The organism is Lyngbya sp. PCC 8106, from assembly GCF_000169095.1.
Taxonomy (GTDB): domain Bacteria; phylum Cyanobacteriota; class Cyanobacteriia; order Cyanobacteriales; family Microcoleaceae; genus Capilliphycus.
This window is the reverse complement of record NZ_AAVU01000001.1, coordinates 34,285-50,450: the sequence shown is the minus strand read 5'-3', so window position 1 is coordinate 50,450 and position 16,166 is coordinate 34,285. Positions and strand designations below refer to the sequence as shown.

The following is a 16,166-nucleotide window of genomic DNA, read 5'->3' as shown; positions in this document are numbered from 1 at the left end:
TTAATTGTTTTTGTGTTCCGTTACTAAGGTTAAACTTTCCCATTCTCCCTTATCGTTGTAGCGACGAATTAACCGCTGTCGTTCGTTGGGGTGAACGAGCCATCCCGCCTCAAAAAAGAACGGTTGACGTAGTTTAACCTGTTGGGGAACGGTTGCTGAAGCGCCATCGGGTAACAAATACACTTTAATATTAGAACCCCCATCAAACTGTAGAATTGATCCGTTTATTGTGGCAGTAGAAGAAATCGTTTGATTGGCAAAAGTTAGACTTTGGGTGAGTTTTCTGGTATCATCTAACTGAAGATTCATTTGAGTGGAAAACGTATCAGGAGAACGCAAATCGGGATAAAGCGTAACCGCCTCTCCGTTCCAAGTTCCCAGTAACGCTTCAACGCTGAGGGGAGGACGTTCAACGGTGTCGGTATTTGCCCGGGTTTCTCGAATTAACGTCAGTTGGTCTAAGTTTCCGTCTGGATCAAACATTTCCACCAACCGCAAGCGACGATTTTCCGCCATAAACCCAAATTCCGCCCCCGACTTCGCAAACGGTGCCAACTGAATTGTCCCTTGAGAAAACGCCCCATTCTCAAAAAATAGGATCTCTCGCCCCAGAGACTTAAATTCTCGGACTAATTCATCAACGGGGGGTTTTGTGATACTATCAGGACTCGGCGGAAAACGACGCAACGTTAGGCGGACAGTTGTGTTGTCGTCAAACGCTTCTAACTGCAAAATACTGGGCGTATCCTTAACGATTTCCCCTTGATTGGAAAATTGTGTAAATGAACCCTGCCACTCGCCTAAATTTTTGAGAAAATTTTCCCATTGCGATCGCATAATTGAACCTCATTGTATCTACAAACGGTTTCTCTATGTCTTTATCTGGAATTGTCACACTGCTGACGGACTTTGGTTTGAGTGATGTTTATGTCGGGGTGATCAAGGGTGTGATCGCTCAAATTAACCCGGAATTACGGGTGATCGACTTAACTCACAACATTCCCCCTCAAAATATTGGGGCGGGTCGATTTTGTCTGATGAACGCTGTTCCCTATTTTCCCCCAAAAACGGTTCATATTGCGGTAGTTGATCCAGGAGTCGGGAGTCAACGTCGGGCGATCGCTGTTGATCTACCGACAGGATACCTGGTTGGGCCAGATAATGGGGTATTGGCGGGGGCGATGGGGGCGATGTTAGCCCAGTGTCAGACACCGGAGGAGTTTACGGTGGTGGAATTGACAAATCCTGATTATTGGCGAACTCCCCTCCCCAGTAACACCTTTCACGGTCGGGATATTTTTGCCGCCGCAGGTGCTTATTTAGCCAGTGGGGTTCCTCTCGGAGAACTTGGACATCCCATTGATCCGGCTACCCTCTCCGATTTGATTTTATCAGAGTCTAGCTTCACAGAGGAAGGAATAGAAGGCTGTATTCAGCATATTGATCATTTTGGAAATTTAATTACAAATATTCCCGGTCATTTTATTGAGGGAAAAACCTGGTTTGTGGCGATTGGGGGGGAGAAGGAAGTTGTCGTTGACTCGGGGGAAAATTCGGATCAAAACCAAGACAAGAAGAAGAAGAAAAAAGGCAAAGGGAATAAAGATAAAGTTTCTAAAAAAACGGCTTCGGAGATTGAATCTTTGTCTCAGGTTTCTCGGATTATTCCCGGCGGTTATACTTATGCTGATGTGCAACCGGGGAATTTAATTGCTTTGGTGGGTTCTCATGGTTGGGTGGAAATTGCCGCTAATCAAGCGAATGCTCAATCAATTTTGATGTTGGAATGGGGATCTCGGATTCAGATATTATTGACGGATTCCTAAATTTTGATACAGTTTCAAAGATGAACTTTTTGTCATTTTAGGAAAGTGGAGAGGAGAGACTTATGAGAAAAAAAGCAGTAACCTTTTTGTCTGCTGTAGGTTTAATCTTAATGAGTTTTGGCTTTTCAGCAAAGGCGGATACGGTGAAAGTTCGCTGTGATTTTTACCCTAAAGGGGAAGATAAAGCTTCTGCTTCTGAGGTGTGTACGTTTTCTCAACGCTAGGGTTTTGTCTCTATTCAACGCGAAAATGGAACCCGATACGAATTTAGTCCGGTGGGAGATCAACCCGGAAATTTTGAAAATAAATCCGGTGAGGCAGTTTATCGGCAAAGTGGTTTAGGGGAGAGAGGATTGATTTTCCGAATGCCGGAAGAATCTGTATATATTTATTGGGATACTGCCCCTTTTGAAGCTGATAAAAGCGAATCCAATTCGACCGCTTACACCCCAAAAACCTATACAACTGTTCAAAATAGCGATGAAATTGCCATCCAAATTACGGAAGGATAGTTTAAGTTTTCTGGAATTTTGAAACGGGGAGAAACGGGAAGTTTTGTTGGCAGTGATGATCAAGTTGAAGTCATTTTCAATCCTCAAAATGGTAATGTTGTTGTCAATAATAAAGTAACCGGAACGGAATTTTATAACTATTATACGGCTCCAATTCTATCCTTTGAAAACCCGAATACGATGTGTAATCCGGCTGAAGAACCTTGTTAGAGAATAGAATTCACTCCAGCCAAACTCCGACGGTAATTTAAGTACAATAAGACAAACAGACTCTCTTTTCACACTCACCCAAACTCAGACTCTCAACACTGAATATTTACCCGGAGTTTTTCTCAAACTAAAGAAAATAAAATAAAGAAAAGTAATTAAAATAAAGTTGCTCAAAAAATTGATTTTAATGTGGTAATGGCAATTATGGATTTATAAAACAAAGTATTAAAATTTCTAATTGTTAGTGAGTAATGTTTTCTGAGTGATCTCCTCTGCTTAAGTTTTTATAAAGTTATGGAAAACTTGCATCTAAAAGATCTATACTCAGAAAGTACAATTTAGTCGCCTAATATGAAATGCTTTCAGCAATTTAAAAAGAGAAAACAAAAGTCTTTCTTGAATCAAACTATATATTTTTTAATAACAATAGCGATATGTTTTTTACTTCAGATCGTTTCTTTTTCTCCAACCTCTGCTCAATTACCTGTTAATTCTACTCAGGAAACGGCTCCGACAAAAACAGAAGTTGCTGTAAAATTGGGAGGAAAGACACTATTTGAGATTCGTGCTGGAGTTGGATCTTTTTCTCCAGAAGAACGTGCCAAAGCTGTAACAAATCGTCTTTTTAAAGTTGCCGAAGATCCAACAATTGCCATTGAAAATATTCAAGTTGATACCCAGCCCTTGACAACAAATATAACAGTCGGAAAACTGGTATTAGTAACGATAACAGATGCCGACGCCAGAATGGCTGATCAGTCACGAGAATTACTCGCTGAAAGCTACCAGAATACCATTCAAACTGCGATCGCAGAATATCGTCTCGAACGGAGTCCTGAATACATTCGTCAAGGAGTGATTAGAACAGTAATCGCTACAGGAATCTTTTTGGCAATTTTGATCTTGTTTAGGGTAATATTTCCCTGGCTTTATACCCAAGCAAACAACGTAGTGGGTGTAAGGATTCCAGCAATCCGAATTCAAAACTTTGAATTACTGCAAGCGACCCAAATTTCTCAACTTTTAACAAATTTATTGAAGTTATTACGACTATTTTTAACTTTAGCAGCAATCATCGCTTATGTCACTTTTGTCTTAAGTTTCTTTCCCTGGACAAAAAAGTTAAGTCGAACGGTATTTGGATACTTTTTACAAGCCGCTGAGATTAGCTGGGAAAAATTTGTTTCCTATCTACCGAATATTTTTGCACTGGCGATTATTATCTTTTTTACGTTCTATTTAATTCGAGTCGTGAGAAGATTCTTTACAGCAGTTGGCAATGGAACACTAACAGTTCAAGGCTTTTATCCCGATTGGGCAGAACCGACATATAAGCTGTTAGTCTTTTCGATTATCATCTTAGCAGCCGTCATTGCTTTCCCTTATTTACCTGGATTTGGTTCTCCAGCCTTTCAAGGAATATCACTGTTTTTAGGTTTACTATTTTCTTTGGGTTCTACTGTCATTGTTGCCAATATTGTCTCCGGGGTTATTTTGATTTATACTCGGGCTTTTCAGATTGGCGATCGCATTAAAATCGCAGATACGACAGGAGATGTTTTAGAAAAAACGCTGTTTGTGACTCGTATTCGCACGGTTAAAAATGTTATCGTTACTCTACCCAACTCTAGCGTTTTTACCAGCGAAATCATTAACTATAGTATGGCAGAATCTGATCCGAACTATGCACCTTTGATTCTCCACACAACTATTACTTTAGGTTATGATGTCCCTTGGCGTACAGTCCATGAAGTTTTAATAGATGCAGCTTATGCCACTCAACATATTTTATCTGAACCCAAACCGTTTGTCTTGCAAACCAGTTTAGATGACTTTTACGTGAGTTATGAGTTGAATACTTATACTAACCATCCGAGTGTGATGGCGAATATCTATTCAGAACTTCATCAAAATATTCAGGATAAATGCAATGAAACAAACATCGAAATCCTCTCACCTCATTACTCTGCAATGCGAGATGGAAATCAAACAACAATTCCAGAAAACTATCTTCCCAAAGATTATACAGCACCAAGTTTTAAAGTCTCGACTTTAGGTAATATACTTAATCCGTTTAATAATCAAGGATGATGTTTTAAATCAAGAAAAACAAATGGTCAACGATGTTCAAGGATCAACCCCGTCAGTCCTGCAAACCCATTTGACAGAAATGCGGTAGAAAACACCCGGCACTGCTACAATTAAGACATCAGTTGTCGTCAACGGCATTTCCAATTCCATCTGAAAAGTATAGCCTCAAGTGGGAAAAGATTCAAAAGTCTCGGTACAATGAGGCTAATAGATTTATTTCTCACACCGACCTCAACTCATGCTATCAACTGGGACAGTCCTCAACACTCGCTTTCGACTCAAAGAAGCCCTCAATAGCAATTCTGTCCGTCAAACTTGGTTGGCGGAAGACTTGAAGTTTAAAGATCAAGTCGTGGTGAAATTGTTAGCCTTAAGTGGTTCAATGGATTGGGATGATTTGAAACTCCTTGAACGAGAAGGCCAAATTCTACAACAGCTTGACCATCCCCGCTTAGTTCGTTATCGAGATTATTTTGCGATTAATAGTTTAAATCCCTGGTTTTGTTTGGTGACTGAATATGTACCGGGAGTTTCACTTAAACAACGATTAGAAAAACATCAGAAATTTACCCCAACCCAAATTCAATGGATTGCGGCAGAAGTTTTAGAAATCCTTAATTATTTACATCAGTTAAATCCACCCGTTTTACATCGGGATATTAAACCCAGTAACTTGATTTGGGGAACAGATAATCATATTCATTTGATTGATTTTGGCTGTGTACAAATTCAGCCGAGAACTCCCGGTGCGACGTTTACAGTGGTTGGAACTTATGGTTATACACCGATTGAACAGTTTGGCGGGGAAGCGGTTCCGGCTTCTGATTTGTATGCGTTGGGTGCGACTTTAATTCATCTTTTAACGGGGATTTGTCCGGCTGAGTTACCCCAAGAAAATCTACAAATTAAGTTTAGAGAACGGGCTTGTTCTCCGATTGAACCTCAATTTTGCAACTGGTTAGAACAGTTAATTCAGCCGTCGGTTTCCGCCCGTTATTCTCATGCAAATCAAGCGTTAATTGCCCTTAATGCTTCGATTTCTGCGCCGATACAGTCTCCTGAAAATACGGGGATTCGTTTGGCTAAATCTGAGAATAATTTAACAATAGAAATTCCGTCTCGGTTTGCAATAGAATATCTTCGCCCCGGTAAACAAACTCTCCAAAAAAGTCTGTGGAGTTGGGGAGAACAGCTTTTGTCTTTACGTCCATTTGTCAAGTTGCAAATTGTGACTGTTGTTGCTTTAGCCAGTTGGATACTGTGGTTATTACCGCTTCCTCTGGATAAAATTGGCTTGAATTTAATCTCGTCGCTTTTGGGTTTACCACTGATTTTGTTGATTGTGGGTGTACCTGCGGGATTGATTTTCTTGATTTTGTTACTCAATTCTGGAGTTGACTATTTTGAACGAATTTCGATAGAATTAAATGAGAGTTGTTTAGAAATTTGTTGGAAATCTCTCGGTTTCCCTAAACGAAAAGTTGTCAATCTCTCAGAAATTCAAAATATTAACTTAACTCAAACAAAGGCGAGAAATAGTCAACTTTACCCCACCTTAGAAATTGCCATTTATAAACCGATGATGTTTTTTCTCTCCCAACGCAAAACTTATCATCTTGGACAACAGTTAAAAACTGAGGAATTGGAATGGTTAAAACGAGAGATCAATGACTGGTTAACAAGTCACACTTCGGCGGTTCCTCAACTTAGCCAAAACTCTAAAAATTTGCTGAAGATATTAAATTTTGATAAAAAAATCGTTGATTCTTAAAGAATTACATTAATGAAATTGATCATCAAAACCTGAACTGATAAAATTAGGATAAATGCGATGTCGAGTGAAGATTCTAACCCGAGTTTAGAGACATTATCATCAACAGAATTTTATGTCGTTGGAATTGGTGCCTCAGCCGGAGGATTAAAGGCTTTAGAAGAATTTTTTGATCATTTACCTGCGGATAGTAATGCCGCGTTTGTTGTCATTCAGCACCTATCTCCCGACTTCAAAAGTCTTATGAAAGAACTCCTCGAACAACATACCACGATGAGGGTTCGACGGGTTGTTGATGAGATATTTCTTGAAGCCAATACGATTTATTTGATTACTCCTCAGAATAATTTAATTGTTAGACAGCGACAACTTTATTTGACCTCTCGATCCACAGCAACTTTACACCCTAAAATTAATTTTCCAATTGATATTTTCTTTGAATCATTAGCAGTTGAGTATGGCGATCGCGCAATTGGAATTATCTTTTCGGGAACCGGAAGTGATGGCACAAAAGGACTACAAGCTATCAATGAAGCGGGGGGAATTACTCTAGTTCAGTCTCCAGCAACAGCAGAATTTGATGGAATGCCTCAAAGTGCAATTCTCAACAGTGTAGTCGATCAAGTGCTATCGCCGCGAGAACTTGCTGAAAGTATTGCTGAGATTGTCAAAACGGGTAAATCTTCTTTGGCTTCGCATTTAAACCCCGAATTGGGGATCAATCGTGAACAATTTGAAACTATTATTGATTTTTTTAAACAATATGAAAATCTAGATTTTTCCTACTATAAATATAGCACATTTAATCGTCGAGTTTTGCGTCGTTGTTCGTTAGGTGAATATGACAATATCAATGACTATATTAATAACTTAGAAATCTCTCCAGAAGAACGTTTAAAATTAAAAGATGATTTAATGATTGGGGTGACTCAGTTTTTTCGAGATGCACCGGCTTGGGATGATTTAAAAACCAATGTCTTACCAGATTTAATCACACAACTACCAGAAAAAGCGGAGTTTCGAGTCTGGGTACCAGCCTGTTCAACCGGGGAAGAAGCCTATTCTATGGGAATGATTATTGATGAAGTCTGTCAAAGTCTCAACAAAAATATTCGAGTCAAAATTTTTGCGACTGATATTGATGCTAACGCTTTAGCATTTGCTTCAGAAGGGATTTATCCTGAAAGTATTATTACCCATGTTTCTAGTACCCGGTTAGAAAAGTATTTTACCTTCAATTCCCCCTTTTTTCAAGTCAGCCAATATTTACGGAATATGCTGATTTTTGCTCCTCATAACCTTTCGATTAATGCAGGATTTTCTCAAATTAATCTAATTAGCTGTCGTAATATTTTAATCTATGTACAACCTCACATTCAACAACAAATTCTCCGAACTCTGTATACTTCTCTCAAAACCGAAGGTATTCTATTTTTAGGGTCTTCTGAAACTTTAGGATATCTACAAACAGAGTTTTTAACTTTGCATGAAACATATAAAATTTACCAGAAAAAAAGTGATATTCGCTTACCTTTAACTGTTCCAAGCATTAGCTTAAGTCCGCCCTTAACTCGAAAATCATCACGCAGTAAAAACAATCAAACTCAACAAAAATATTCTAATTATATTGTAGAATTTGCCTTTAGTGCTTTTGCTAAAAGGTTACACTGTAGTTGTTTTTTAGTTAATGCCGATTATCAGCTTTTTCAAATTGTCAGTGATGCCATCCAAGTGCTTGAATTTCGCTCTGAAAAGCTCAGTCAAAAGATTACTGATTTGATCAATCCATCTTTGAAAATACCTGTAAGTACAGCTTTAGATCGCTCTAAACGTGAACACAAGACGATTTCTTATCTTGATCTTTCCTATAATCTAAATGAAAACAGTCAGCGAGTTGATTTAGAAATACAGTTCTTTCCTCGTAATGATCAACAGGAAGAATTTTATCTGTTAATTATCACCCCAAAAACCGAAAAAAATACACCTCCTCCGTTAATCGAAAATTCTCAATCTTCTCACCTTTATCAAGCCGCACTTGAACATATTCAACACCTGGAAGATGAACTTCAACAAGCCCGTGAAAACTTACAGGCTACTAATGAAGAACTAGAAACAACCAATGAGGAACAACAAGCAATCAATGAAGAATTGATCGCCTCAAACGAAGAACTTCAAAGTACCAACCAAGAACTTTACACTATTAATAGTGAATATCAAAATCAAATTCAAAAATTGATTGAACTCTCAAATGATGTCAATAACTTACTTCAAAGTACCGATATTGGTGTCATCTTTTTAGATAAAAGTTTAAAAATCCGTAAATTTACTCCGGCTGTTGTCGTCGCGATTAATTTGAATGAAGTGGATATTGATCGACCATTACAACACATCTCTTATAACTTTGATTGTCCCCACTTCTATTCATTATTGCAGCAGGTACTCACCCACGAACAACCGATTGAACAGGAAGTGAAGATTTTGACCACGGGTGACACCTTGTTGATGCGAATTCATCCCTATCGTCAGGAGAATCAAAGCTGCGAGGGATTAGTTTTAAGCTTTGTGAATATCAGTGAAACAAAAGAATTTCAAAACGAAATTGAACGTCAAAATATTGAACTGGAAAATATCTATGCCAATATTCCGGTTGGGTTATGTTTGCAGGATGAAAATTGGAGATATCTGCGAATGAATAAAATTTTAGCTGATATTAACGGCAAATCTGTCGAAGAACATATCGGAAAACAGCCCCAAGAAGTGATTCCCGAACTGTTAGAGATTGTTGAACCGATTTATCGGCAAGTTCAAACGACAGGAGAACCCGTTCTCAACATTGAAATTCAGGGAACAACAGCCGCTCAACCTGATATCAAACGAGATTGGATCACCAGTTATTATCCGGTCGAATTATCCTCCGATAAAATAGGATTTGGAGTGGTTGTTACCGAAGTCACGCAATTAAAACAAGTTCAAGAAGCTTTACGTCAAAGTGAAGCCAGACTGCAATATTTACTTAATAATACTCCGGCGGTAATTTTTAGTTGCAAACCCCAGGGAGATTATGCCGCCACCTATATTAGTCCTAATATTAGAAATTTGTTGGGTTATGAACCGGAGGAATTTCTCAATAACTCGGATTTTTGGGTGACTCATCTGCACCCCGACGATCGCGCGCGCATTCTGACTGGACTCCCCAAAGGACTCAATGAAGACGGTTTTTACACCCACGAATACCGTCTACGAACGACAGAGAACACCTATCGCTGGGTTTCTGCGACTCTGCAAATGATTAAAGATCAGCAGAATACTCCGCTTGAATGTGTGGGCTGTTTGATGGATATTACTGAACGTGTCGTCGCGGAAGAAGCTTGGCGTTGGAGTGAAGAACGCTTTAATTTAGCACTGAGCAATTCCCCGATTACGTTCACCACTCAAGATTGCGAATTACGGTATACTTGGGTTTACAATCCCGCTCCGGGTTTTACCTTTGAAGAAATTGTCGGAAACTTAGAAACTGAGCTTTTATCGGCCGATGAAGCCGAACGAATTCTAGCGATTAAACAACCCGTTATTGAGACAGGCATCAGAAACTGCCAAGAGTATTTTATCGCTCGAGACGGACAGATGCGTTACTATGAGCTGAGTGTAGAACCGCTACGAGATAGCGACAATAATATTATTGGAATTGCGACGGTTGTTATTGATATTACCGAGCGCAAACAAGCCGAACTCGAACGCCAACGCGCCCGAGAATTGCAACGGGAAAAAGAAGCCGCCGAGTCTGCTAATCTTGCCAAAAGCCGTTTTCTTGCCAATATGAGCCACGAATTACGAACCCCTCTCAATGCTATTTTAGGGTTTACTCAGTTGTTGCTACGACAACCTCAATTTTCTGGTGAACCGAGTGAATATCTCAATATTATTCATCGCAGTGGTAAACATTTACTGGGTTTAATTAATGATATTCTCACCTTATCTAAAGTTGAGGCGGGTCGAATTTACCTGAAAACCAAGCCGTTTGATTTGTCTCTTTTGCTGAAAACCTTAGAAAATATGTTTTCGCTGAAAGCAGCAAATAAGAGACTCCAACTGGAAATAAAAGCCGATGCCAATGTTCCTCGGGGGTTAATAGGAGATGAGGATAAATTACACCAAGTTCTGATTAATTTACTGTCGAATGCAATTAAGTTTACCTCTTTTGGTGAGGTTTGTTTAACGGTTCGTTCTCAACCTGTTCCGGCTGAAATGAGTTCAAATTCTTGTTATCTTCAGTTTGAAGTTAGAGATACTGGAGCGGGAATTAACTTCGATGAACTCGAAAAAATCTTTGAACCTTTCATCCAAACAGAAGCCGGAGAAAAAGTTAAACAGAGTACGGGACTGGGTTTAGCAATTAGTCGTGAATTTGTAGAGTTGATGGGGGGTAAAATTACCGTTGAGAGTCAATTAAAGCACGGTAGTGTTTTTCAGTTTACCATACCGTTAGAGCGAGTACAACTAGCCAGTATTCAACCCGAACTTCCTCAAAGCAGGGTGATTGGTTTGAGTCGCGATCAACCCCAATATCGAATTTTGGTGGCCGAAGATCGTCCGGATAATCGTCATTTGATTGTTAAACTATTAGAAACAGTGGGTTTTGAAGTGCAAGCCGCAGTCAATGGTCAAGAAGCGATAGAACTTTGGGAAAGTTGGTCGCCCCATTTGATCTGGATGGATATGCAAATGCCTGTGATGAATGGTTATCAGGCGATTCAATATATTAAAGCGACACCCAAAGGGGAAGATACTGTTATTATTGCTTTAACGGCTTCTGTTTTTGAGGAAGAACGCCATAATATTATTGCACTGGGTTGTAATGATTTTGTTCGTAAACCCTTTGAAGAACAGGAGATTTTTGCTAAAATTCAACAATATTTAGATGTATCTTATATTTATGAACAACAACAGCCCACTCCGAAACCGACAGCAGAAAAAGGACGAACTCAGTTAGTTCGAGAAGATTTTGATGTGATGCCAACTCAATGGCGAGAACAACTTCATCAAGCAGCTTATCTGGCGAATGAAGCGGAAATTGAGCAGTTAATTCAACAAATTCCTCAATGTGATACTTTCTTGATTGAACGGCTAACAGAACTGGTTAATAATCTTCAGTTTGAAGAAATCGAAGCCTTAACTCAACCTGAATCTTTATGAATAGCAAACCCTCTCTTGAATCTTCTGAATATATTTTGCTGGTTGATGATGAGTTGAATAATCTCGCTGTCCTCTCGGCTTTATTGATCGATCAAGGCTACACCGTGCGACGAGTTCTTAGTGGACAAAAAGCATTGGATTTAATGAAGTCCAATCAACCCCCAGCATTGGTTTTGCTTGATATTATGATGCCTGAAATGGATGGGTATCAAGTTTGTCAAAAGATGAAGTCAGACGAGAAAACTCGGGGAATCGCAGTCATATTTTTAAGTGCTTTAGATGATGTAAAAAATAAAGTTAAAGGCTTTGAAGTCGGAGGTGCAGATTATATTACAAAGCCGTTTGAGTCGTTAGAAGTGATCACTCGGGTTCAACATCAACTCGGCTTAAGAAAGCTACAACAACAAATTAAAATTGAAGCACAATTAAGAGAATCTCTGCTTCAAGAACAGGAAAATCGAGAGTTTAAACGACGAATTATTACCACAATTTCTCACGAATATCGTACCCCTTTATCTATCATTATGACCTCGGCTGGACTTTTAGAAACTTATTGTGATCTGGAAAATCCTAAACAACAAAAGCATATTCAGCGAATTCAACAAATGGTACAACATCTGAGTAGTTTGGTGAATGATGTTGTCTTTGTGAATGAACTCGAACAAGATAAAATTATACTTCAACCTGTGACTTTGAATCTGATTGAATTCTGTCAAACTTTGATTTCAGAATTAAAAGTTGCCCGACAAGTGAAACACCCGATTAATTTTTCCAATCAAGGGAATGAGTTTGATGGACAATGGGATGAGAGAATTTTACGACAAATTTTGAGTCATTTACTCTCGAATGCGATTAAATTTTCTCCCCCAGAAAGTCAGCTTGATTTTAAATTAGTTCAAGAACAAGATAAAATAGAGTTTCATATTCAAGATCAAGGAATCGGTATTCTTCAAGAAAATAGAGATAAAATTTTTGATCTGTTTTATCGGGGAGATAATGTGGGAACGATTCAAGGAGAAGGTTTGGGTTTAGCGATTGTGAAAAAATGTGTCAATCTCTACGGAGGTAATATTTTATTGGAAACGGAAATCAACCAAGGAACAACATTTATCGTTAAATTACCCATTCCAAAAATAGGGTGATGGGGAGGTTGGATGAAAATTGATTAATAACCATGAGGATTTACAAGTCTATCAAATGGCTTTTGATGCTGCTATGAATATCTTTGAACTCTCGAAAAAATTTCCTCAAGAAGAGAAGTATTCTTTAACTGACCAAATTCGACGTTCTTCTCGTTCAGTTTGCGCTAATCTGGCTGAAGCATGGCGAAGAAGGAGATATAAAGGTTCTTTTCTAGCCCGACTAAATGATGCAGAAGCAGAGGCAGCAGAAACCCAAGTTTGGTTAAAATTTGCTGTTAAATGTGATTATTTAGAGCTTCACAAAGGCCGAGAACTTTATAGTCAATATAATCAAATTTTGGGCATGATTGTCAATATGACGAATTACCCAGATAAGTGGTTACTTAGAAACTCTTAAAATTATCCCCACCTCCCCATCTCCCCATCTCCCCATCTCCCCATCTCCCCATCTCCCCATCTCCCCATCTCCCCATCTCCCCATCTCCCCATCTCCCCATCTCCCCACCTCCCAATCTCCCCATCTCCCCACCTCCCCATCTCCCCATCTCCCCATCTCCCCATCTCCCCATCTCCCCATCTCCCCATCTCCCCATCTCCCCATCTCCCCATCTCCCCACCTCCCAATCTCCCCATCTCCCCACCTCCCCATCTCCCCATCTCCCCATCTCCCCATCTCCCCATCTCCCCATCTCCCCATCTCCCCATCTCCCCATCTCCCCATCTCCCCATCTCCCCATCTCCCCATCTCCCCATCTCCCCACCTCCCCCTGCACCCCATCTCTCTACCTCAAAGGCTGAGGTTGATTGATACTATATCCTTGAGCAAAGTCAACGCCAATTTCTCTTAATAACTCGATACTAGTATCCTGTTCAATAAACTCAGCAATTGTTTTGAGTCCCATCGCATGACCAATTTTATTAACACTTTCAAGCACAGCATATTCAACTTTATTCCGATGAATTTCTTTGACAAAACTACCATCAATTTTTAAATAATCTAAAGAAAGATGCTTTAAATAAGTGAGCGAACTCATCCCACCCCCAAAGTGATCAATTGCACAAGAACATCCCAACTGTTTGAGGGTTTGAGTAAACTCTATCGTTTGAGATAAAGAGGCGATTGCCACAGTTTCAGGGATTTCAAAGCAAAGGGTTTGATTTGGAATTTTATCGGGAGTTAATTGAACTTTTAGAAACTCGATAAATTCTTGATTTTTAATACTACTCTCTGATAAATTAATCATATACAAATAATTTTTTAACGAGTCCTCCGCTTGATTCTTTAACTGTTGATAACACTCCAAAAAATTATTAACCACCCATTGATCAATTTTGAACATTAAATCATAGCGTTCAGCCGTAGGTAAAAACGCCATCGGAGGCACTACATTTCCCGTTTCATCCACTAAACGTAATAACACCTCATAATGTTCTCGGGGGTTTGTAATCTTCTGAAGTGGAATGATTTTTTGAACATAAAGATGAAACCGATTTTTAGATAATGCCTGATCAATCTCTGTAATCCATTGTCTTTCTTGTTGTCGTTGAATGAGTTCATGATCTTCAATTTGATACACATGAATACAGTTCCGACCCCGAGCCTTTGCCGCATAACAAGCCGCATCTGCTGCACCGAAAATACTCGCAACATTCGACGTATCAGCATCAATTTTCACTAACCCAATACTCACTCCTATCGAAAAGACTTTATCTTCCCAATTGAAGCGAAAATCTTGAATTAATTTTCTCACCGTTTCCGCAACTTCTTGTCCGTCGCACAAAGAACAACCATGCAGCAACAACCCAAATTCATCTCCTCCCAAACGCGCCAAACAGTCAGCCGCACGTACTCGGGTTTGTAGTAAAGCGGTGACTTGACGCAAAAGTTCATCTCCGGCTGGATGACCACAACTATCATTCACCTGTTTGAACTTGTCTAAGTCCAGAAAGCAAAATACATAGTGCTGTTCTTCGGTTTGAGTTAAGGTAATCGCCGCTTGGATTTTCTGCTCAAAGGCTTGTCGATTTAGCAATCCGGTTAGGTGATCATGGCTGGCTTGCCAAGACAGTTGACGGCTCAATAAACGCGATTGGGTGACATCTCGAAACACCACTACCACTCCCTGGATTTGACCTTGACGATCTTGGATGGGCGCCGCAGAATCTTCAATCGCATATTCTGTCCCGTCCCGAGAAATCAGCAGGGTATGGTCAGACAAATGAACAATATCAGCCTGAGATAACACCCGTTGAACCGGATTTTCTAAGGGTTCTCGGGTGATTTCATCGATGATTGTCAATACTTGAGAGAGGGATTGTCCGCGAACGGCTTCATTTTTCCATCCGGTGAGTTGTTCGGCGATAGGATTGAGATAGTCAATCTTTCCGCATTGGTCAGTCGTAATCACTCCATCCCCAATTGATTCTAGGGTAATTTGAGCTAGTTCTTTTTCTCGAATTAAAGCTTCTTCAATCTCCTGTCGATGTTGTATTTCTTGTTTGAGTTGAGTATTAACGGCTAACAGTTCAGTGGTTCGTTCTTCGACTCGTTGTTCTAACAAGGTATTCACTTGGCGAAGCTGTTCTTCGACTTGTTTGCGTCGGTTAATTTCTTGTTGAAGATATTTAATTTGTTCTTCGAGTAATAGAGTCAAGCGACGAACAGAGAGATGAGTTTGGATTCGACTGAGGGCTTCTTCCGGATGGATGGGTTTAGTAATGTAGTCGGCGGCTCCGAGTTTTAATCCTTTGACTTTATTATCAGTTTCAGAAAGAGCCGTCATAAAAATAACCGGAATATCTCGGGTTACAGGTGAGGCTTTTAACTGACGACAAACCTCATATCCGTCCATTTCAGGCATTCGGATATCGAGTACAATAAGCTCGGGTTGTTGAGATACTGCAATCTCTAACGCTGATTCTCCAGTTTGAGCCACCAAAACTTCATATTTGGCTCTCGACAAAGAAGCACATAAGAATTTGAGATTGAGTGGATAGTCATCAACCACTAAAACGACACCTGAGTTCAAGTCTTCTCTGATCATTTTTTGTTAAGATAATCTCTCTTATTATCGATGATTACACTTTATTTTAGAGATCGTTATCTTAACCCGTGCTTTCATCGCCTCTACAGATGCGCTATGATAAGTCTCTACACCCGTTAACCCCCATTTTTCTTTGATTGAAATACGACACCTGAAGCCCGATACTCCACTTGAAATGTCATCAATTTTGTTCAAGATTGAATGGGCGGTTATGCTTCCTGTCGGCGTACCTCAATATCATTGAAAAGTTCCTCGATAATCTGACTTAACTGTTTACAAATTTCAATAACTTCGTTCTTTGTTCTTTAAAAAAAGAATCAAAAGATCATGGTGAGACAAAGTGGGAAAAGAGAAAATCTGACTCACTCAGATGAAGG

12 protein-coding genes are annotated in these 16,166 nt (G+C 39.6%); 9 read left to right on the top strand and 3 right to left on the bottom strand.

Going from position 1 to position 16,166, the window contains the following annotated elements; all coding sequences use genetic code 11:
• The gene (locus tag L8106_RS00190; RefSeq protein ID WP_009782118.1) at window positions 1–837 is read right to left on the bottom strand and encodes a DUF3598 family protein; all 837 of its coding nucleotides are present in this window, start codon (window positions 835–837) and stop codon (window positions 1–3) included.
• Between the two features lie 35 nt (window positions 838–872).
• Here L8106_RS00190 and L8106_RS00185 point away from each other — a divergent pair, with 35 nt between their 5' ends.
• The 9 genes from L8106_RS00185 to L8106_RS00150 all read left to right on the top strand — a co-directional run bounded on the left by L8106_RS00185 (window position 873) and on the right by L8106_RS00150 (window position 13,142).
• Complete coding sequence (locus L8106_RS00185; protein ID WP_009782117.1) at window positions 873–1,826, top strand: S-adenosyl-l-methionine hydroxide adenosyltransferase family protein; 954 nt, start codon at window positions 873–875, stop codon at window positions 1,824–1,826.
• A gap of 62 nt (window positions 1,827–1,888) precedes the next feature.
• Window positions 1,889–2,050 (top strand): hypothetical protein, encoded by a 162-nt coding sequence (locus L8106_RS31855; RefSeq protein WP_009782116.1) that lies wholly within the window; start codon window positions 1,889–1,891, stop codon window positions 2,048–2,050.
• Window positions 2,051–2,101: 51 nt separating this feature from the next.
• Window positions 2,102–2,338 (top strand): hypothetical protein, encoded by a 237-nt coding sequence (locus L8106_RS29175; protein WP_009782115.1) that lies wholly within the window; start codon window positions 2,102–2,104, stop codon window positions 2,336–2,338.
• 18 nt (window positions 2,339–2,356) lie between these two features.
• Complete coding sequence (locus L8106_RS00175; RefSeq protein WP_009782114.1) at window positions 2,357–2,548, top strand: hypothetical protein; 192 nt, start codon at window positions 2,357–2,359, stop codon at window positions 2,546–2,548.
• A gap of 396 nt (window positions 2,549–2,944) precedes the next feature.
• A complete protein-coding gene (locus tag L8106_RS00170) occupies window positions 2,945–4,639 on the top strand; it encodes a mechanosensitive ion channel family protein (RefSeq protein WP_039895193.1) in 1,695 nt (564 codons plus the stop codon).
• Between the two features lie 238 nt (window positions 4,640–4,877).
• Complete coding sequence (locus L8106_RS29170) at window positions 4,878–6,410, top strand: serine/threonine-protein kinase (RefSeq protein ID WP_009782112.1); 1,533 nt, start codon at window positions 4,878–4,880, stop codon at window positions 6,408–6,410.
• A gap of 60 nt (window positions 6,411–6,470) precedes the next feature.
• The gene (locus L8106_RS29165; protein ID WP_009782111.1) at window positions 6,471–11,603 is read left to right on the top strand and encodes a chemotaxis protein CheB; all 5,133 of its coding nucleotides are present in this window, start codon (window positions 6,471–6,473) and stop codon (window positions 11,601–11,603) included.
• Entirely contained in the window at window positions 11,600–12,745 is a 1,146-nt protein-coding gene (locus tag L8106_RS00155; protein ID WP_009782110.1) for a hybrid sensor histidine kinase/response regulator, read from the top strand. Before L8106_RS29165 ends, L8106_RS00155 begins: the two co-directional genes overlap by 4 nt.
• 19 nt (window positions 12,746–12,764) lie before the next feature.
• Window positions 12,765–13,142: a four helix bundle protein gene (locus tag L8106_RS00150; RefSeq protein WP_009782109.1), complete on the top strand. Its 378-nt coding sequence runs from the start codon at window positions 12,765–12,767 to the stop codon at window positions 13,140–13,142.
• Here L8106_RS00150 and L8106_RS31185 read toward each other — a convergent pair.
• On the bottom strand, window positions 13,125–13,490 hold the full coding sequence (locus L8106_RS31185; protein ID WP_198012874.1) for a hypothetical protein: 366 nt from the start codon (window positions 13,488–13,490) through the stop codon (window positions 13,125–13,127). The two genes, L8106_RS00150 and L8106_RS31185, sit on opposite strands and share 18 nt — an antisense overlap.
• A gap of 37 nt (window positions 13,491–13,527) precedes the next feature.
• Window positions 13,528–15,789, bottom strand: coding sequence for an EAL domain-containing protein (locus tag L8106_RS00140; protein WP_009782107.1), 2,262 nt, complete (start codon window positions 15,787–15,789; stop codon window positions 13,528–13,530).
• Window positions 15,790–16,166: the final 377 nt, after the last annotated feature.

What these genes read in the sequence shown, in the direction of transcription:
- L8106_RS00190 (WP_009782118.1), bottom strand. Translation starts at nt 837, where the DNA reads ATGCGATCGCAATGGGAAAATTTTCTCAAAAATTTAGGCGAGTGGCAG.
- L8106_RS00185 (WP_009782117.1), top strand. Translation starts at nt 873, where the DNA reads ATGTCTTTATCTGGAATTGTCACACTGCTGACGGACTTTGGTTTGAGT.
- L8106_RS31855 (WP_009782116.1), top strand. Translation starts at nt 1,889, where the DNA reads ATGAGAAAAAAAGCAGTAACCTTTTTGTCTGCTGTAGGTTTAATCTTA.
- L8106_RS29170 (WP_009782112.1), top strand. Translation starts at nt 4,878, where the DNA reads ATGCTATCAACTGGGACAGTCCTCAACACTCGCTTTCGACTCAAAGAA.
- L8106_RS29165 (WP_009782111.1), top strand. Translation starts at nt 6,471, where the DNA reads ATGTCGAGTGAAGATTCTAACCCGAGTTTAGAGACATTATCATCAACA.
- L8106_RS00155 (WP_009782110.1), top strand. Translation starts at nt 11,600, where the DNA reads ATGAATAGCAAACCCTCTCTTGAATCTTCTGAATATATTTTGCTGGTT.
- L8106_RS31185 (WP_198012874.1), bottom strand. Translation starts at nt 13,490, where the DNA reads ATGGGGAGATGGGGAGATGGGGAGATGGGGAGATGGGGAGATGGGGAG.
- L8106_RS00140 (WP_009782107.1), bottom strand. Translation starts at nt 15,789, where the DNA reads ATGATCAGAGAAGACTTGAACTCAGGTGTCGTTTTAGTGGTTGATGAC.